This window comes from Nostoc sp. DedVER02, assembly GCF_034530675.2.
Classification (GTDB): Bacteria; Cyanobacteriota; Cyanobacteriia; order Cyanobacteriales; family Nostocaceae; genus Nostoc.
The window spans coordinates 145,509-164,246 of sequence record NZ_JAVRCP020000007.1; the positions used below are offsets into that span (position 1 = coordinate 145,509).

Genomic DNA, 18,738 nt, shown 5'->3' on the forward strand with positions numbered 1-18,738 from the left:
AGAGAAATTTATTATGCACCGCACTCCAAAACGTGGACAAATTCAAGCCAAACTTAGCTCAATGCCTCCTCAACGTTCACAAGCAACAGTTTACTTAAATGCTTACAAAATGATGCTTGAAAAAGAGCGTTTAGAGGAGGAACTAAAGAAACTCGAAGCACGCCAATCTCAGATTCAGCAGCGTCTTGCTATTTTAAACAGTCAAATAATTGCTGAAGAGGACATTACCCATCAGCAAGTAAATACTGATTTGGAGGATAATAGACCAAAATTCAACACCCTAACATTGGAATATTAAGTACTAAGATTTCAGCTTGTCTATTCTTCGCAACTTCCTTGCGTGGTCGCGGCTTGACCAACAGATAAAAGAAGCATTAAACCTAATCCGGATTCATAACTAGCAATTTCTAAATTTGAATATTATCGAAATTTGCCAATGATGTTTGAAGCTTTAAAAAGATGGATAAAGGTTTTGAAGAATTAATCAAACAAGTTCATAGTATACGTTTACCTGATAATGTAGCTACTAAAATTATCAAACTTGGTAAACCTATTTATCATTATCTCTTAGTTAAAATAGATGATCCCAGCCTCAGTGAATATCAAGTTATCAACCTACTTCGGATTTTATATCAGATGAGGTATCAGAATATTGAACAATTTATCAATAAGGTTTTCTCATTTACTCAAGACGAAAGAATTAATGTACGCTCAACAGCATCATGGCTGGCTATTTGCTTATTTAAGGCTTCTTCATACCTAACAAAAGAATTTAATGAATTAAATAATATCCCTTTACATCAAGAAAGGCTAATACAATTAATTCATAATTCTTTAGCAATGGGATTACATCAATCAGTTAGACAACAAGTAGAAACTTTTATTAAACAGAATATTTAGTTTAACAATGAAGATACAACCAATGTCGTGTTTGGAGGAGAAAACGACATTGAGCTAAAAGGGTCGAAAATAAATAACCAATATATAAACATTTTACAATCAATTAATAAAGTTAGTCAGTAAATGCTTGAATTTAATATCCAGCCACAGCCTCGTGGATGGTTTATGTTCCCGGAAAATGTTGGTTGCGAAATATATCAACCGCTTGACTATCCATCAAAAATAATTGAGGGGCGTGATGTTTGTCATATTGAAGTTTGTGGCTGTGAAGTCTCATTTTCCTATGAAATGCACGGCATTCATGTTGTTTTTGAGTCGGGTATTATAACAGAAGAAGCAGCTTTTGCAATTGTTACATCAATCAGTAATCGTTTAGCAAGCATCACAGGACAGTCAACTGTTATTTATGAAAGTTAAGTACAAACTAAGGGATGGTACATCACCTAATAAGAATATTTTTGGCGAAAGTCCCCTTATAAAACGTAATTAGCCATATCGCTTCACAAGGAATGGAGAATCGACACCTAAAAGCCAATTCTCATCAATAAATTCTAGATTTTCATCATAAACAAGAACTAATTCCCCAAGTTTTTGAGCATGACTACTTGCAGTTTTTGTATTATCAACAGCATCAGCGATGAGCAAAAACTTTAGTTGTAAAAAACGTTCTTTATGAGTAACGCCTATTGAACTGCTAACTAATTCGGCTTTTAGGGTACAAGGTAATGTAATTTTCTCATAATATTCATCTTGTTCATCCCAATAGCCACACACTTTATAATCACACTGGTTAAGATGTTCTTGAACAAGAAGATTAGAATCTAAACTTTCTAATATTTCAGTTAAATCTTGCCAAACTTGATGATTTTTTAATTCGAGCGTTATCATAGTTATGTGAGCTTAATGTTAATAGGTTAATCTACAATGCTTGCTCGAATATCTTTTAAAGTCATCATTAGTGTTAATGGTTCTATTGGTGATGTTTGAAACCCACGTTTTAAATAAAACTTTTTTGCTTCTTCATCTTTAGCGTGAACCAAAATACATCTAACACCAGCTATTTGAGATACTGATAAAATTCGTTTAATAGCATCTTTTAATAAACCAGACCCTATACCTTGTCCTTCCCATTTGGTATCTACAGCTAGCCTACCAATAAGCATACACGGTATAGGATCTGGTGCGTTCCGTTTAGCTTTGCTAACAGCTGCTAAATGAGTTACAGAAGCTGTTGCTAAACAGTAATAGCCTATTACTTTATTTTCAACTGTTACTACAAATGTTCTGGCTGTATCCCCCTCACTTTTCAAAGCTCTCTCCTTCAGCCAGCTATTCAAGGCTTCTGATTTAGATTCAAACTCTGATACATCATGGTCTTTAGTAACAGGCTGAGGAGCATTAATCATTTTCGTTTGGTTTGTCATCAATCCCAAGGCGATTTAGTAGTTAAGAGTTTACGAATTTCTTCATTCGCTTTAGGTGGTGACTCCAAAATAGCAAGGAATTCTTGATATTTCTCCTCATCTAATGCAAAGAAGGTTTTGTCACAGATGACTTTTTCAGCTTCTCTACAGGCTACCTCTAACATAAAGTCAGAACGGCTTTTACCAAGAATCGAAGCCGCATTGTCAATTAAATCCCGTTGTTGTTCTTGAACTCTAATATTAATTACTTGGTTACGACCAAGATTATCCATTTTAGAACGGGCAACCATTAGGTATCTTCCATGTATATGTGTCATATAAGCATTACCGAAGTAAGCTTGCAAGCTTACTTCGGTAATGCTTAATATCTAATATAGAATATTGTATATACAAAGTCAACACATTTTATGTATCAGTGAAAATGTCGGGAAATGACTCTTTTACTGGCGTTGCTGAATCTAGAGATGAAATTGTACGTATTGAAATTTAAAACTCTTCATCCTAAGCTGTCGCGCCTACAAGTTGCCTCATAATCTTTTATGTAAAACCTGTAAACCCTCTCCTCTGCCCCTCTGCTTCTCTGCTCCCCTGCTGTCTCAATGTGCAAATTAAAAACACAACATTATCTGCGTCTGGAGCGCTTCTGCGTGAGAAAAATCATCCCGCATTTATGCAACGCCTTATTCCCTATCCTCTGTTTCCTGCTTTTCTGCTTCCAGAATCGCTAATAAAAGGGCTTCTTCCTGAATTTCAAACTCTTCTTCCGGAATTTCTCCCATATCAAAAGCAAGTTGCAGTGCAAGAAGCTGCTTGCTGAGATTTTCTTTATCATCAATTTCAGTATTGGCTTGTTCTAAAATTTTTTCCCCAAGCCACGTTACCCCCATTAATGGGCCAGTAATTGGTAATAGTAAGAAGCGCAGAACCATATTAATTTACACTTGTGTAGATTTGTTACAGCCGTTTCACAAGACCGTAATCTTGCTGATGACATTATATAAAACATTACTTAGTCTTATGTTGATGCCAAAATGTGTTGGATTTGAGTTCAGTTAAGGCTTCTTGACATCTGTATTTTATATTTACGATGTGCAAAAAATTACTTTTACATAAAATTATTATTGACGAGGTACTTAGAGCTTGACAACAGTATTAAATGCATCTCCCCAACGATTTGTCAATACCCCTGCCATTCAACGCATCGCTCAACGTGCTTTGCGCTATCTACAGTCGGGTTTTTCAGTACATTTACGTGGTGCGGCTGGAGTCGGAAAAACTACTCTGGCAATGCATCTAGCTGATTTGCTCAACCAGCCGATCATCCTCTTATTTGGAGATGATGAGTTTAAAACCTCAGACTTGATTGGTAATCAATTAGGTTATACCCGCAAAAAGGTTGTTGATAATTTCATCCACAGCGTTGTCAAAGTTGAGGATGAACTTCGACAACACTGGGTTGATGCCCGATTAACCCTAGCTTGTAAAGAAGGATTTACGCTGGTTTACGACGAATTCAATCGATCGCACCCGGAGGTAAATAACGTTTTACTCTCCGTACTTGAGGAGAGGTTGTTGGTATTGCCAACAAATCAACAGCGAGCCGAGTATATCCGGGTTCATCCTAAGTTTCGGGCAATTTTAACATCAAATCCTCAAGAGTATTGTGGAGTTCATGCAACTCAGGATGCTTTGATGGATCGTGTTATTACCATCGATATGCCTCCACCTGATGAACTAACTCAGCAGGAAATTGTAGTTCATAAAACAGGCATAGATTCTGAAAAAGCAGACAAAATCGTGCGTTTAGTGCGGATGTTTTGGAGTCGATCTGCCTCTGGGATGGGCGGTGGATTACGTTCCTGTCTGATGATTGCTAGAATCTGCCACGAACACGACATTTCTGTAAACTTTGAAGAGCCTAACTTCCAAGATATTTGTGCCGATATCCTGCTTTCTCGCACAAATCAACCTCGTATGGAAGCAACTCGGTTACTGGAAGAGGTTTTGCGTGAATTGTATCACAGTACAAATACTCAATCTCAGCCGGCAGAAGAGATAATACCAGACAGTCAAAATCAGATTGTATTAGAACAACGAGTACCTTACGAGTATGAAGTCTACAACTATCTGTGCAAGTCTCCGGGAAGGCGTTTCTCTGATTTGGCAACAGAATTAGGGATCGATCGCAGTCAAATTGTGGCTGCATTCAAGTCTCTCAGAGAGCAGGGAGTATTATTGCAAATGCAAAGTACCGAGTTGCCGAACATCTCACAGACAGTTCCTTTTGATTCTGGCCATTTAATAAACAAATGAGTACTAATACTAATCGGGGAACTATCACCACATCAACTCAAGGTTCTACCTTGGCAGATATTCTAGAACGGGTTCTAGATAAAGGCATTGTGATAGCAGGAGATATTTCTGTTTCCGTCGGCTCCACAGAACTGCTCAACATCCGAATTCGTTTGTTGATTTCTTCTGTTGATAAAGCCAAGGAGATTGGAATTAACTGGTGGGAGAGCGACCCCTACCTCAATACTCAAGCTCGTTCCTTATTAACAACTAATCAACAACTTCAAGAGCGTGTTGCCAGTCTAGAAACAGAACTGCGATCGCTCAAAGCAGCCAATCCTATTAATCATCAGAATGCAGGCGATTAGCAAATCAAAAGGTTCCGATTCAGGTTTAGCGCCGTTATTACTGACGGTTGTTGAACTGATACGCCAACTTATGGAAGCTCAAGTTATTCGGCGAATGGATGCTGGCAACCTCAGCGACTCTGAGTTAGATCGGGCTGCCGAAAGCCTGCAAAAGCTTGAACAGCAGGTTATTCAGCTTTGCGAGATATTTGATATTGACCCAGCCGATCTAAATATTAATTTGGGTGAAATGGGAAATTTACTTCCCCAATCTGGAGGATATTACCCTGGCGAAACCTCCAGTCAACCCTCTATTCTAGAACTCCTCGATCGCCTATTAAATACGGGTGTTGTGGTTGAAGGTGATTTGGACTTAGGACTGGCTCAATTAAGCTTAGTTCATGCCAAGTTAAGATTAGTACTCACTTCTAAACCCCTGTAACTTTTTTATCGAACAGAATTCAGGAGTCAGGAGTCAGGAGTCAGAATGAATTTTGACCGAAAAAGTGGATAAATAACAGGCGTTTTTGTACCCCCAGCAAATCGTATATTTGGTAGTCAACAAGAAAGTCCCTGGTATAAATCTCCAACTGTAAGCGTTGCGTTAACGAGTTTCGTAGAGAGCGTCTTGATTCTGACTCCTGAATTGTGAGTTCTGAATTCTTCTTCAACTACATTCTTCTTGGTAAGACATTCTTATGAGTTATGGCTTTTACATTTACGGAATTTTGACCTTACCTGCTCCACAAAATTTAAATTTACAGGGCATAGATCAGCAACCTGTACAAATTAAAATTTTGGATGGTTTTGCAGTCATCTACTCCGAAGCACAGCAAGAGCGTTATTTAGCAAGCCGCCGTAACCTGCTAAGTCATGAGAAAGTCCTTGAGGACATTATGGAAGCAGGCGATCGCAATTTACTACCCATGCAATTTGGACTTTTGATTTCAAGCTGGGAAACAGTTTCAGAGCAATTAATTCGTCCTCATCAAGAAGAATTGACGCAATTGCTTGCGAAGTTATCGGGTTGCCGAGAAGTTAGTGTCAAAGTTTTTTGGGATACTGAGGCAGAAATTCAGGGATTGTTAGCAGAACATCCAAATCTCAAAACTCAAAGGGATAAGCTAGTGGGTCAACCCTTGAGTATGGAGCAAGCGATCCAAATAGGGCAAGCCATCGAACAGGGAATGAGCGATCGCAAGCAAGGCATCATCGATGTATTTCAAGGCACGCTCAACTCCATTGCTGTCGATATGGTGGAAAATACTCCCCAAATGGACACAATGATTTACAATGCAGCCTACCTAATTCCTTGGGAAGCAGAATCACAATTTAGCGAGCACGTTGAAGCACTCGATCGTCAATTTGAAAACCGTTTGCGAATTCGCTACAACAATTTTACTGCCCCCTTTAACTTTGCTCGTCTTCGATTATTGATTTCCAACTAATACCAAGATGCACTCAATTTTTTGATTACGAACCGCCAAGTACGCCAAGGAAGAGAAGAACAATCATTAAGTGCAAGTAATTGGTATAAATTAATTTGTTTCCCTGTTAAACAGTAAGAAAAATTGAAAATCAAAAATTATTGAAACTTTTGAATTTTTTGGAAATTAAATTTTCTCTACCTTTTATTTAATTAAAATCAATGGACGACATATTTAAAGGATTTGAACAGCTATTAGAAATTGCCAAAGCTTTAGAAGAGAAAGTAGAGAAAGGGGAGTTAAAAACTTCTATTGAAATTCGATCTCATCATCTCAGCAGTATTCCCCGGCAAGGCAATATTCCGAGAAAAACTAGTTCCAGCCGAGTTCGATCCAATTCTACCGATGCAGCTACACCAATGGATGATGTTGATGATGTCACCACCCCATCAGCTAACAAGAACTCAAAAGCTTCTTGGCAAGGTGTCGGCGGCTTGGGTGATGTTCTCAAGGAAATCAGAGAGTTAGTTGAAATTCCCCTTAAACGTCCAGATTTATTAGTGAAATTAGGGTTAGAGCCTCCGCGTGGGGTTTTGCTAGTTGGCCCGCCCGGTACGGGAAAAACTTTAACAGCCCGTGTTTTGGCAGAAGAGTTAGAGTTAAACTACATTGCCATCAATGGCCCAGAGGTGATGAGCAAGTATTACGGGGAAGCAGAAGCTCGTTTGCGAAGCATTTTTGAGAAAGCAACTCGTTCTGCTCCCTGCCTAATATTTATTGATGAAATTGACAGCCTTGCTCCAGATCGCAGCCAAGTGGAAGGCGAAGTTGAAAAAAGACTAGTAGCGCAGTTGCTTGGGTTAATGGATGGATTTGCCAAAACCGAGGGCGTACTTGTATTAGCGGCAACAAATCGTCCCGATCATCTCGATCCGGCGCTGCGTCGTCCGGGACGCTTCGATCGCGAAGTTCATTTTCGGGTTCCCGATCGCAATGGACGATTGGAAATTCTCACGATTTTAACAAATGCCATGCCCTTGGAGACTGCGGTTGATTTAGGAGCGATCGCCGATTTAGCCGTTGGTTTTGTCGGTGCTGATATCAAAGCACTCTGTCAAAAAGCAGCCTACATAGCCCTGCGTCGTCAAGTCCCCTCGCTCAACAGTGCCATTCCTGAGAACATGACTGTTATGCAGCAGGATTTTCTCGAAGCAATTAAGGAGATAAAACCCTCAGTTCTCAGGGATGTAGCAATTGAAGTACCGAGTGTAAGTTGGGATGACATTGGTGGTTTGGATGATGTTAAACAAAAACTTCAAGAATCTGTAGAGGGCGCACTCCTTTATCCCGAACTATACGAGCAAACCAAAGCCAAGCCTCCCCGTGGAATTCTGTTGTGGGGGCCGCCGGGAACGGGAAAAACCTTACTTGCAAAAGCGATCGCTTCCCAAGCAAGAGCCAACTTTATTGCTGTGAATGGCCCGGAATTACTCAGCCGATGGGTAGGAGCCGCAGAACAAGCAGTTAGAGAACTTTTTCGCAAAGCTCGACAAGCAGCGCCTTGCGTTGTGTTTGTAGATGAAATTGATACTCTAGCCCCAGCACGGGGACGATTCACTGGTGATTCTGGAGTTAGCGATCGCGTTGTCGGTCAACTACTCACCGAACTAGATGGGTTGCATGAATGCCCGAAAGTACTGTTAGTAGGAGCAACCAATCGTCCAGAAACCCTCGATCCTGCCTTGCTCAGAGCCGGAAGATTGGACTTACAAATCAAAATCGATCTCCCAGATCCAGCCAGCCGATTAGCGATTTTACGAGTTCACAATCTAGATCGTCCCCTATTTGATGTCAATTTAGAAACCTGGGCCACAGTTACCGAGGGCTGGAATGGGGCAGACTTAGCTTTGTTGAGTAATCAAGCTGCTTTAAGCGCCATTCGTCGATACCGCGCCCAAGGATTGAGCGACTCCAGCCTGATTCAGATTACAAATGATGATTTTCAAGCTACATACCAAATGCTTGCTAATCAGCGTCAATCTCAATAAAAAGGGTGTAGGGTGTTGGGTATAAGGAATATTCCAATTCACTAAAATCCTGAAGTCTTGCTGCATCTTACGTTTTTTAATTGCAAATGGCGAATTGTGAATTGGTATTAATTAGTTAATAAGTATTCCAAGTTTATGTCAATATACGCCTATGCTCTTCTAGTACCGACCGCATCACCACTTGTTCTACCTTTAGGGATGGAGAGGAATACCGAACTCGTTTACTCTTCTGGTTTAGGTGCGATCGTAGAGTCGGAAATCTCACTGGAGGCAATACAAGCAACAGATGAGCGTTTACTTCAAGCTGTATTAATCCACGATCGCGTGATTCGAGAACTTTTTCAACAAACTCCCCTCCTTCCCCTACGCTTTGGCAACGGTTTTACCTCGCAAGAAAAACTGCTGAATCATTTAGAAAAGCACCAAGAGCAATATCTTGAAACCCTAACTCAGCTAGCAGATAAAGTTGAGTACACTTTAAAAATGACACCCTGTTCTTTACTTGACGATTCTGAAACTATTGATGCCAAAGGAAAAGCCTATTTATTGGCTAAAAAACAACGCTACCAAACACAGCAAGCATTTCAAACACAACAATGCGAACAGTGGGAACTCTTGAACGAGTTAATTCTCAAAACATATACAAATGTTATCTGTGAAACTCGACAGTCAGATGTGCGGCAAATCCACTTTTTGGCACAGCGTAACGATTCAACGCTCAGTATGCAGCAGCTTTCTCTGTGGCAGGTACAATGCTCGCACTGGGAATTAGCACTGAGCGAACCTCTGCCACCCTATCATTTTCTGAAAAATACTCTCATGTAAATTCATAAAAAATAATATTTAAAGTTTTTCAAGAAAAAATAAAGATGAGTTTATTTTTTATTTAACTTTTTAGTTTTTTTTAATTGTCTGCTATTTCTCTGATATTTTTGGGAATCCTAAATTTAGGAAGAATAAAACACATTGTGTAAGTTTTACCTATTGCTCAATCAGAGCAAGATTAAACCAATAATCAGAGTTGTGAGAGTAAAAGAAAATGGCTGTTGAAAAAGTTAACTCATCTTCTAGTCTAGCTGAAGTTATTGACCGGATTTTGGACAAAGGAATTGTGGTTGATGCTTGGGTACGTGTTTCTTTAGTTGGGATTGAACTGCTATCAATCGAAGCTCGGATTGTGATTGCTTCAGTTGAAACTTACTTAAGATATGCTGAGGCAGTTGGTTTAACATCTCAAGCTGCTGTTCCATCTGCTGCTTAATAGCACATTATAAAAAGGGAGTCTTCATGGCTCCCATTTAATGTTTCTAGTTAACAAAATAGGAGATTTCAGCTGATGGCTCTCAAGAATTTGTGGAAACAAGAGCGATCGCAGCGATTGCAAATAACTGCTGAACGCCGTCAACAAGTTAACCAGTGGAAACAGCTAACTCAACAAGAATTTCAGATGCAAGCAGATTTGCTTCATCAGGAATTGAGCAGTTTTGTCAGCAACCTTCACAACAACAGAAACTTACAACAGCAGCAATTTCAACAAGAGATTGTAGAGCGGCAATTGGAAATATTGCAAATAAAAACAGATGTCTGGCAACGTCAGCAAGAATACCGCCAACAGCGAGCAGCCAAAGCTCAGGCATTATTCCAAAACTTGCGAAATTTCCGGGCTACCTTACATAACAGTGTTTGGGGCGATGGCAGTCACGAACAAGCAGTTTCCCCGGCTCCTGCTGAAAAAGAGAAATTAGTTGCAACAGTTCCAAAATGGTCAATTTCCCGTTCTTCAATTAAAGCCGCTGGTTTTCGTCCTTCCGTCACTAGCATGACAAAGAAAGTACCTGTCTTGAATGCAGATACTGTTAAATCTAAAGTGCAGCAATACATTCAGCAAGCTGAAGGAGCTACTCTGATAGAAATTGAAGAAGTGATAGGCTTAAGCCGAGTGCAAACAATAGATATCCTGCGCTCCTTGATCAAGCAAGGCGTACTAGAACAACGCGATCGCCAATACTTTATTCGGTGACAAGCAATTTCTTGACAAACTTAATTCAGGCTCATTTTTTGTATTTGCTCCCCTCGCAGAATGCGATCGCTTGTGTATGTGGCCTTAAGCCGCATAGTACAAAATCGATAAGCATTAAAGTTGGTCTATGCTTTGTAGTATTCAACATTTCCATCTTTTTAAGGTCTGTATTGCAACTACATCTATAACAAGCAATTTGCTCAGTAAATGTAACATGGAAAAAGTAATATAGTTAACCTATTAATAATTATAAAAAGAGCTTAAATCTTTGTTCAAGCTTCCGACTTTGAACTTTAAAAATGCCCGGATTGGAAAGAGATATAACAAGCTGGGATAGCTCAATCGAGGTTCTGAACTGTGCTATTGGCGATCGCACGATGAGGTTAGTAAGCTGGATTGTTTGAGGAATTCTAATGTAAATGCAAAACTCAAGATATATAAGGAGGTGCGATCCATTGTGAATCAATTGATCGAGCAACTTCAAACTAAATTATTCACAGGCAGGCTAAATCTTGAAGCAAGGGATGGGCCGACTTGGACGCTATATTTTCGTTTAGGACGATTAATTTGGCAGGCTGGCGGTTCTAATGCTGATGAACGATGGCGACGGCACTTGTCGCAGTACTGTTCTAATGTGGATGTGACACAGTTGGAGCGGCTTGTTTCTCCCCAGGAAAATTATCGGGAGTATTTCATTCTTACTAAGTTGCGAGAACAAAAATTAATCGAACAACAACAACTTGTTAGCCTGATTACAAGCTCAATAGCTGAAGTTCTGTTTGATATAATCCAGTACAGTGAAGCCAAAAAAAATGGCGACAATCCAGCAGGGCACTTATCACATACTACTGTTGTTGGTGAAGTTCCTGGGCTTCTCCTAGCTGTAATACCAACAGAGGAAGTCTTGAAAAAGGCTACACAAGCTTGGCAACAATGGCGAGATGCAGGATTGGTAAGTTACTCGCCGAATTTATTTCCTGTCATTCAACAAGTTGAGCTACTCCAAGGACAAGCATCCTCTAAACAGATTATTTCCCTAGTTGATGGGACAAAAACTTTACGAGGTCTAGGGCAAAAAATCGGTCGGGATGCCTCAATTTTGGCCCGCTTATTAATGCCATCGGTAAAAGCAGGAGCGATCGCTTTTTCACCCACCCCAAGCCCCAGGAAAGTTGAGATTACTAAAGAAACTGGCAACCCATCCAGTGCAGTTAATAATCCCAATTCTTCACCGAATAAAGAAGAGAACACTTTTATACAAGTTGGGCCCAATTTCAACAAAGTTGCTCCCCCAGCGCCTAGCAAAGAAATTATCACTCCCTCCAGTGCAGTTAATAATCCCAATTATTCACTGAAGACAGAAGAGAACACTGTTATACAAGTTGGGCCACCAGCAGCTAGCAAAGCAATTATTGATCTTTCAAGACCTTTAGTAGCCTGTGTAGATGATAGTCCAACAATCTGTCGCAGTTTGGAGGAAATTATGACCCATCAAGGTTATCGCTTTGTTGGCATTCAAGACTCCTTGACAGCAATTTTAAAGCTAATTAAAAGCAAGCCCGACTTCATTTTTTTGGATCTTTTGATGCCAAAAGTGAATGGCTATGAAATTTGTTCTCAAATCCGTAAAACTCCAAGTCTCAAAGATGTGCCTGTTGTCATCTTAACGGGGAAAGATGGAATAGTAGATCGGATGCGAGCAAAATTAGTTGGGGCAACTGACTTTTTGGGTAAACCTGTAGAGGCAGACAAAGTACTCAATGTGCTTCACAAGTATTTAAGCGTTTAGGTTGCAGTGACAATCATGCCAGTGGCTTCCCTACACCCATTTTCAAAACAGATTTTGAATGTTAATTCATTAGTCGCAATCATCTTTCAAATTCTAAATTAAATAGTTAGGAAAAAATGAAAAAAGTTCTTTTAGTTGAAGATAGCCTCACAGAATCCGAAAAAATGACACGTTACCTGGAGCAAGGAGGATATTCAGTTTATGAAGTTCGCAGTGGTGAAGAGGCTCAACTTAGGTTGAAACAACAAAAACCTGACTTGATCTTACTGGATTTAATTTTGCCAGGTCAAAGTGGATTTGAGTTCTGCCGCAAGTTGAAAGCCGATCCGACAACAAAAGCAATCCCAGTAGTGATTTGCTCAACTAAAAACACAGATGTTGATAAAACTTGGGGCACTATGAGCGGTGCTGATGGCTATTTAGTCAAACCTGTAGATGAAAATACCTTGCTCCAAACTGTTAATAAATTTATTCGCTAAAGGAAACTGAAGCAATGGTACAGGTCAATGATAGTTTTTCTTCACTACCCATTAATAGCCAATTTCGACTTGAAAGCTCTCCTCAAGGAAACAACCAGAGGTTTTTAAGATTTCCGTTGAATGCAAAGGTGAATGGGTTACTCCCATTAGCTGATTTGCGGGGAGTAATTCACGTTGCACTCACAGAGATTTTACCAGTGCCGCAGGTAGCAGAATTCTTGTTAGGCATAATGAATTGGCGGGGAGAAGCTATCTGGATTCTTGATTTAGCAGGTTTACTGGGAGCAACACACTGGTGTCGGCGGGAAAATGTACGCAACTCCGGCATGGCGATGCTTGTTCAAGTCCAGAATCAAACCGTCGGGCTGTTGGTGGAGCAAATCAATACCATTGAAGTTTATGACCCCCAAGAGCGATTAGCGATTTCGGCATCGATGTTACCTGCCCGATTAGGCTCGTTCTTGCAAGGCTACTTTGTGGATTCTCAAGGTAGCCCTTTGATGTTACTTGACACCCATGTTGTGATTCAAGCCCTTCAGTCTCTTTAAAGTTTAGAGATCCATTCTAGTAGTCTGCTAACCCAAAAATGCGCTTGTGAGGGCTGGGGAAAGGGGAAAGGGAAAAGGGTAAAGGATTTAAACCCTTTCCCCCCGCCCCTTATCCCCAGAGGGGGCCCCACCTTCCCCCTTACCCTTTACCCCACCAAGTCACGAAAGCATAACTTATTAACTCCGGCAATCTTAATAGCAAGAAAGATTATGGTAATGCAACACAATCTTACACCCAGCCAACCACACTCAACTCCCAGCAACGGTTCTAAGGACACCAGTAACGGGCATACCGTTATACCTACACAACAGCAAGTCATTTCCACTCTAGAAGAATTGCGAACTGAATTGGATCAAGCTGATTGGGTAGAAACAGGGCCATTGCGAGACAGAATCCGCAAGTTAAAAGAACTGGTAAATGTGTTGCCATATCAAGATGGAGGAGATGGATTAGAGGTAGAGCAAGTACAGGCGATCGCCAGCAAAATCCGCCAATTTTCCGATCTAGACACTTTGCTTGCTACTGCTGTCATGGAGGTACAAAGCGCCCTGCAAGCCGATCGCGTGGTGCTGTATGAGTTTACCAATCCGACGCTGGGGATAGTTGCTGCGGAGGCGATGAGGGATGGCTTTACCCCAATGCTGAAGGAAAAACTGCCCGCCGTCACTTTTGGCTTAGGTTCTGCCAAGGTTTATCAACAAGAAAAATTAGTAGCGATCGCAGATACCTACACTGCAAGCTTGTCTCCTTACCAAAAGCAACTCATGGAGCGGTTTCAGGTTAGAGCTTGTTTGAGTTTGCCGATCTTAGCAAAAGATGGGGTTTGGGGTTTATTGGTAGTGCAGCAATGCACTGCTACTCGCCAGTGGCAGAATGCTGAAATTCGGTTACTAAAATTAATTGAGCAGGAATTAGAAGCGCAACTGCAAGTTGCCGTAATTCAAGCTACATTGCAACAAGAAGTCGAAAAAGACCAAATCCTGGTCGGTGTAGCGAATAAAATTCTCCAGTCCAAAGATGTGGATGCCATCTTTCGCACCGCCACTCAAGAAGTGCGGCAGTCTCTACAATGCGATCGCGTGGCAATCTATCGTTTCCAGCCAGATTGGAGTGGGGAATTTGTTGCTGAATCTGTTGGATCTGAGTGGGTTTCTCTGTTAGAAGAACAGCGAAACAACCCAGCAATTGCCAAGAATGTTAACTATTGCAGTGTTAGGAACCTTGCAGACGAAGGGGGATTAGTTGGGACAACAGGGCGATCGCACAGTGCGGACAGCTACATTCAGCACAGCCAAGGCAAAACTTTTCATCGCGGACAGATATATCGAGTCACTAATGATATTTACAGCGCTGGTTTTTCTGACTGCTATATCAAAGTTTTAGAAGCCTATCAAGCTAAAGCATACATTATTGTTGCCATCTTCCAAGGAGAACAATTGTGGGGCTTGCTCGCTGCTTATCAAAATTCTCAGCCTCGTCAGTGGAAAGATAGTGAAGTTCGATTGATGGTGCAGGTTGCATCCCTATCTAGTATTGCTATTCAACAGTTGCAATATCAGCAACAACTTTATAAACGCTCTGAGGAGTCAGCCAAACTTGTTGAACGAGAACGTACTGTTTTCGGCATCATTGAAAAGATTGGGCAAGCAACGGATCTTCGCACCCTTTTCCGTACTGCAACCCAAGAGTTGCGGCGATTTTTAAAATGCGATCGCGTTGTTGTTTATCAATTTTATCCAGACTGGAGTGGAGAAGTTACCGCTGAATCTGTGGCTGCTGGTTGGTCGTCATTGTTGGAGATGCAGGAAGAAGACAGCATTTTAAAAACAGGTCTGATAGCTTCAGAGCGTTGCAATATTAAGGACTATGGCTCCTCTGCTAAACCTGATACAGATACTTATTTTAAGGAAACGCAGGGAGGAATGTACGCCAAAGGAACGCGCTTTCGCAAAGTCAACGATATTTATGCTGCTGGTTTTTCACCTTGCTATTTAGAAGCATTAGAGAAGTTCCAAGCCAAAGCATACATCATTGTTCCCATCTTCCGCGCTGGTAATCTTTGGGGTTTGTTAGCAGCTTATCAAAATTCTGATGTGCGGAAATGGACTGAGGAAGAAGCCGGTGCTTTGTTGCAGATCGCTGAACCGTTGAGTATTGCCCTTCAGCAAGCTGAGTATATCGAACAGCTACGGTTAAAAAATATAGAAATGACACAAGTAGCTGAAGTAGAAAACGCGCTGGCACGAATGACGGAGAGAATGCGTCAGTCCCAACAGCTAGAAACGATCTACCGGACTACCTTGGCAGAATTGCGGCAGTTGTTCAAATGCGATCGCCTAGCAATATATCGCTTCAACTCTGACTGGAGTGGTGAATTTATTGCTGAATCTGTTGGATCTGACTGGATGCCTCTGGTTGGCCTTGATGCCAAGACCATTTGGCAAGATGAATACCTACAGCAAACCCAAGGCGGACGCTATCGCAACAATGAAACCTTAGCCGTCAATGACATTTACACTTCTGGTCATACCCAGTGCTACATTGACCTACTGGAGCAGTTTCAGGTTAAAGCTTACACCATCGCCCCGATTTTTACTGGAAACAAACTTTGGGGTTGGTTAGGAGCCTATCAGAATAGCGGGTCGCGACAATGGAATTCCGATGAGGTGCGATTACTGAGCAAATTGGGCATTCAGTTGGGTTTCAGTGTGCAGCAAGCCGAGTACATCGAACAACTGAAAACGAAGAATACAGAGTTGGCGCGAGCAGCAGAAGAGGAACAGGTGGTGACAGGGATGGTGGACAAAATCCGTCAAGCCCAGGATAGAGACACAATTTTCCACAATGTACTGCCAATTTTACGCAAACAACTACAGTGCGATCGCCTAGCAGTATTTCGCTTTAGTTCCGACTGGAGTGTGGAGTTTATTGCCGAATCCGTAAAAAATCAATGGCCGTCTTTAGCTGGTTCCGATATCAAAACGATTTGGATGGACGACCATTTACAAGAAACTCAGGGCGGACGCTATCGCCATCATGAAACCTTTGTTGTCAATGATATTTACACTGTCGGTCATGTTCAGTGCTACCTAGAGATATTAGAAAAAATCCAGGCCAAGGCTTACGCGATCGCTCCGATCTTTATTGGCAGCAAACTCTGGGGCTTTTTAGGAGCATACCAAAATACTGGCCCTCGACACTGGCAATCCAAGGATGTGCAAATTTTGCGAAAACTAGCCGTGCAAATGGGTATAGGCTTGCAGCAGATTGAGTATGTCGAACAGCTTAAGAAGAAGAATGCAGAATTAGCGCGAACCGCAGAAGGGGAACGAGCGTTAACACGGCTGTCAGAAAAAATCCGCCAAGTTCAAGAGCTAGATACAATTTTCCGCAATGCCTTACCAGAATTGCGATCGCACTTGGAATGCGATCGGCTAGCAGTGTATCGTTTCAATCCAAATTGGGGTGGGGAGTTTATTGCCGAATCCGTAAGTCGGGAATGGGTGGCTTTGGTTGGCCCCGATATCAGGACTGTATGGGAAGACGAACACCTACAACAAACCCAAGGTGGACGCTATCGCCACAACGAGACGTTTGTTATAAATGACATTTACACTTCTGGTCATGCCCAGTGCCACATAAAAATTTTAGAGCAATTCCAGATGAGAGCTTATATCATCACCCCGATTATTGCCGGCAACAAGCTCTGGGGTTTGTTAGGAGCATATCAGAATGACGGGCCGCGGCACTGGCAAGATAATGAAATCAACTTGGTAACAAAAATCGGTACACAGTTTGGGGTTGCAGTCCAGCAATCGCAATACTTACAACAAACCCTAAGCAAGAACGAGGAACTGATCAAACTGGCAGAACGGGAAGTAGCAAACGCCCGATTTTCCTATCGCTTGCCAAGTCGGTTAACAGAGATGGCCCAAAGTCATGGTAATGTTCTGGAATTTGTCCAGTTTGCAACCCTTGAACTTCGTCAGCTACTCAAAGCAGATCGAGTTGGAGTTTACCGTTTTGAGCCTGATTGGTCTGGAGAATTTGTAGTTGAGTCAGTGAGTGGTGATTGGCCTAAGCTTGTAGGAACAAGTCTTGCCAAAGTTAGAGATACCTATCTCCAGTACAACAAAGGAGGGCGTTATGTCCGCAAAGAAAGTTTACGGGTTGACGATATATATAATGTTGGTCATGACGAATGCCACATCCAATTGTTAGAAATGTGGGGAACTAAAGCCTACATGATTGCTCCGATTTTTCAAGAAGATCGGCTCTGGGGACTGATGGGAGTTTATCAAAATAGCGCACCGCGCCAGTGGGAGCAATCCGAGGAAGATGTTCTCAACCAAGCCAGCGTCCAGATTGGTATTGCCCTGAATCTTGCAGAGTACCTGAAACAGGTGCGTACTCAAGAGCAGCAACTAGCAGAAGCAGCAGAGCGCGAACGCACCGCCCGGGAAAAACTGCAACAAGGAGCAATACGTGTTCTCATGGCTTTGGAACCATCCTTCAGAGGCGATCTCACCGTTCGCGCTCCCCTATCTGAAGATGAAATTGGGACGATCGCTGATGGTTACAACACTACCATCCAAAGCTTGCGAGATTTAGTGCGACAAGTCCAGATTGCTGCCAGCAGGGTGAGTGAGACTTCCAGCAATAACACTACCTCAGTAGTAAAACTATCTGACCAAGCTCAACAGCAAGCAGAACGCCTCGAACGCGCTCTGGAACAATTACAAATGATGGTAACTTCCACCCAGGTAGTCGCTGCTGATGCCCAAAGAGTAGGACAGGCGGTTCAAGAAGCTAATAGAACTGTCCAAGCTGGCGATTCCCTGATGGAAAAAACCGTAGATGGGATTTTGGAGATTCGAGAAACGGTATCTGAAACAGCGAAGAAGATTAAGCGCCTCGGTGAAGCTTCTCAAAAAATCTCCAAAGTAGTGAGTTTGATTGAAAACTTTGCCACTCAAACTAACTTGCTGGCACTCAATGCTGCGATTGAGGCTACTCGTGCCGGAGAGTATGGCAAAGGCTTTGCAGTGGTTGCAGATGAAGTTCGTTCCCTGGCTTATCAGTCGGCTAGTGCTACCACAGAAATTGAGCGACTTGTGCAAGAAATTCAAAGTGGAACCAACGAAGTTACCGAAGCAATGGAAATAGGGATTACCCAAGTTGTCCAAGGCTCGAACTTGATCGATGAGACTCGTCATTCCCTGAGTGCGATCGTGGCAGCTACCAACGAAATTGGTGGACTGGTGCAAGGAATTACTCAAGCAGTTTCCACTCAAAGTCAGCAATCTCAGATATTGACAGAAGCGATGATGGATGTTTCTGCGATCGCCCACAAGACTTCAGAAAGTGCAATGCACATTTCCGAGTCCTTTGAGGAACTACGGATGACTTCACAACAACTAGAAACCAGCGTTAGCCAGTTCAAAGTTGACTAATCTCCTAAAA

The 18,738-nt window shown here is 41.9% G+C and carries 19 protein-coding genes; 15 read left to right on the forward strand and 4 right to left on the reverse strand.

Annotation, left to right across the window (positions count from 1 at the left end; translation table 11 throughout):
* Positions 1–13: 13 nt before the first annotated feature.
* From RMZ41_RS10665 to RMZ41_RS10675, 3 genes are all read left to right on the forward strand, one after another.
* On the forward strand, positions 14–298 hold the full coding sequence (locus RMZ41_RS10665) for a hypothetical protein (RefSeq protein ID WP_322640335.1): 285 nt from the start codon (positions 14–16) through the stop codon (positions 296–298).
* A 161-nt stretch (positions 299–459) separates the two neighbouring features.
* A complete protein-coding gene (locus RMZ41_RS10670; RefSeq protein ID WP_322640336.1) occupies positions 460–900 on the forward strand; it encodes a hypothetical protein in 441 nt (146 codons plus the stop codon).
* Between the two features lie 123 nt (positions 901–1,023).
* Positions 1,024–1,317, forward strand: a complete 294-nt coding sequence (locus RMZ41_RS10675; protein WP_322640337.1) for a hypothetical protein — start codon at positions 1,024–1,026, stop codon at positions 1,315–1,317.
* A gap of 69 nt (positions 1,318–1,386) precedes the next feature.
* Here the strand turns inward: RMZ41_RS10675 and RMZ41_RS10680 are convergent, their stop codons facing one another.
* From RMZ41_RS10680 to RMZ41_RS10695, 4 genes are all read right to left on the reverse strand, one after another.
* Positions 1,387–1,788, reverse strand: coding sequence for a hypothetical protein (locus tag RMZ41_RS10680; RefSeq protein ID WP_322640338.1), 402 nt, complete (start codon positions 1,786–1,788; stop codon positions 1,387–1,389).
* Positions 1,789–1,814: 26 nt separating this feature from the next.
* Positions 1,815–2,324, reverse strand: coding sequence for a GNAT family N-acetyltransferase (locus RMZ41_RS10685; protein ID WP_322640339.1), 510 nt, complete (start codon positions 2,322–2,324; stop codon positions 1,815–1,817).
* Positions 2,324–2,614: a DUF1778 domain-containing protein gene (locus RMZ41_RS10690; protein ID WP_289796050.1), complete on the reverse strand. Its 291-nt coding sequence runs from the start codon at positions 2,612–2,614 to the stop codon at positions 2,324–2,326. The genes RMZ41_RS10685 and RMZ41_RS10690 overlap by 1 nt, the downstream gene beginning before the upstream one ends.
* A gap of 390 nt (positions 2,615–3,004) precedes the next feature.
* Positions 3,005–3,253: a gas vesicle protein GvpG gene (locus RMZ41_RS10695; RefSeq protein ID WP_322640341.1), complete on the reverse strand. Its 249-nt coding sequence runs from the start codon at positions 3,251–3,253 to the stop codon at positions 3,005–3,007.
* Positions 3,254–3,464: 211 nt separating this feature from the next.
* Between RMZ41_RS10695 and gvpN the strand changes: the two genes are divergently transcribed.
* From gvpN to RMZ41_RS10755, 12 genes are all read left to right on the forward strand, one after another.
* Positions 3,465–4,637: a gas vesicle protein GvpN gene (gene gvpN / locus RMZ41_RS10700; RefSeq protein WP_322640342.1), complete on the forward strand. Its 1,173-nt coding sequence runs from the start codon at positions 3,465–3,467 to the stop codon at positions 4,635–4,637.
* On the forward strand, positions 4,634–4,984 hold the full coding sequence (locus tag RMZ41_RS10705; protein WP_322640343.1) for a gas vesicle protein: 351 nt from the start codon (positions 4,634–4,636) through the stop codon (positions 4,982–4,984). The genes gvpN and RMZ41_RS10705 overlap by 4 nt, the downstream gene beginning before the upstream one ends.
* Complete coding sequence (locus RMZ41_RS10710) at positions 4,971–5,405, forward strand: gas vesicle protein K (RefSeq protein WP_322640344.1); 435 nt, start codon at positions 4,971–4,973, stop codon at positions 5,403–5,405. The genes RMZ41_RS10705 and RMZ41_RS10710 overlap by 14 nt, the downstream gene beginning before the upstream one ends.
* Positions 5,406–5,661: 256 nt before the next feature.
* Positions 5,662–6,411, forward strand: a complete 750-nt coding sequence (locus tag RMZ41_RS10715; RefSeq protein ID WP_322640345.1) for a GvpL/GvpF family gas vesicle protein — start codon at positions 5,662–5,664, stop codon at positions 6,409–6,411.
* Positions 6,412–6,611: 200 nt separating this feature from the next.
* On the forward strand, positions 6,612–8,438 hold the full coding sequence (locus RMZ41_RS10720) for an AAA family ATPase (protein ID WP_322640346.1): 1,827 nt from the start codon (positions 6,612–6,614) through the stop codon (positions 8,436–8,438).
* Positions 8,439–8,573: 135 nt separating this feature from the next.
* The gene (locus tag RMZ41_RS10725) at positions 8,574–9,263 is read left to right on the forward strand and encodes a GvpL/GvpF family gas vesicle protein (protein WP_322640347.1); all 690 of its coding nucleotides are present in this window, start codon (positions 8,574–8,576) and stop codon (positions 9,261–9,263) included.
* A gap of 214 nt (positions 9,264–9,477) precedes the next feature.
* A complete protein-coding gene (gene gvpA / locus RMZ41_RS10730; RefSeq protein WP_163931998.1) occupies positions 9,478–9,699 on the forward strand; it encodes a gas vesicle structural protein GvpA in 222 nt (73 codons plus the stop codon).
* Positions 9,700–9,774: 75 nt separating this feature from the next.
* Positions 9,775–10,458, forward strand: a complete 684-nt coding sequence (locus RMZ41_RS10735; protein WP_322640348.1) for a gas vesicle protein GvpC — start codon at positions 9,775–9,777, stop codon at positions 10,456–10,458.
* A 457-nt stretch (positions 10,459–10,915) separates the two neighbouring features.
* Positions 10,916–12,247: a response regulator gene (locus tag RMZ41_RS10740; RefSeq protein WP_322734387.1), complete on the forward strand. Its 1,332-nt coding sequence runs from the start codon at positions 10,916–10,918 to the stop codon at positions 12,245–12,247.
* A 116-nt stretch (positions 12,248–12,363) separates the two neighbouring features.
* Positions 12,364–12,726 carry a response regulator transcription factor gene (locus tag RMZ41_RS10745; RefSeq protein ID WP_073640802.1) on the forward strand — a complete coding sequence of 121 codons (363 nt, stop codon included), beginning with the start codon at positions 12,364–12,366 and terminating at the stop codon, positions 12,724–12,726.
* Between the two features lie 14 nt (positions 12,727–12,740).
* Positions 12,741–13,274: a chemotaxis protein CheW gene (locus RMZ41_RS10750; protein ID WP_322640350.1), complete on the forward strand. Its 534-nt coding sequence runs from the start codon at positions 12,741–12,743 to the stop codon at positions 13,272–13,274.
* 216 nt (positions 13,275–13,490) lie between these two features.
* Positions 13,491–18,728 carry a GAF domain-containing protein gene (locus tag RMZ41_RS10755; RefSeq protein ID WP_322734386.1) on the forward strand — a complete coding sequence of 1,746 codons (5,238 nt, stop codon included), beginning with the start codon at positions 13,491–13,493 and terminating at the stop codon, positions 18,726–18,728.
* The last annotated feature ends 10 nt before the right edge of the window (positions 18,729–18,738 follow it).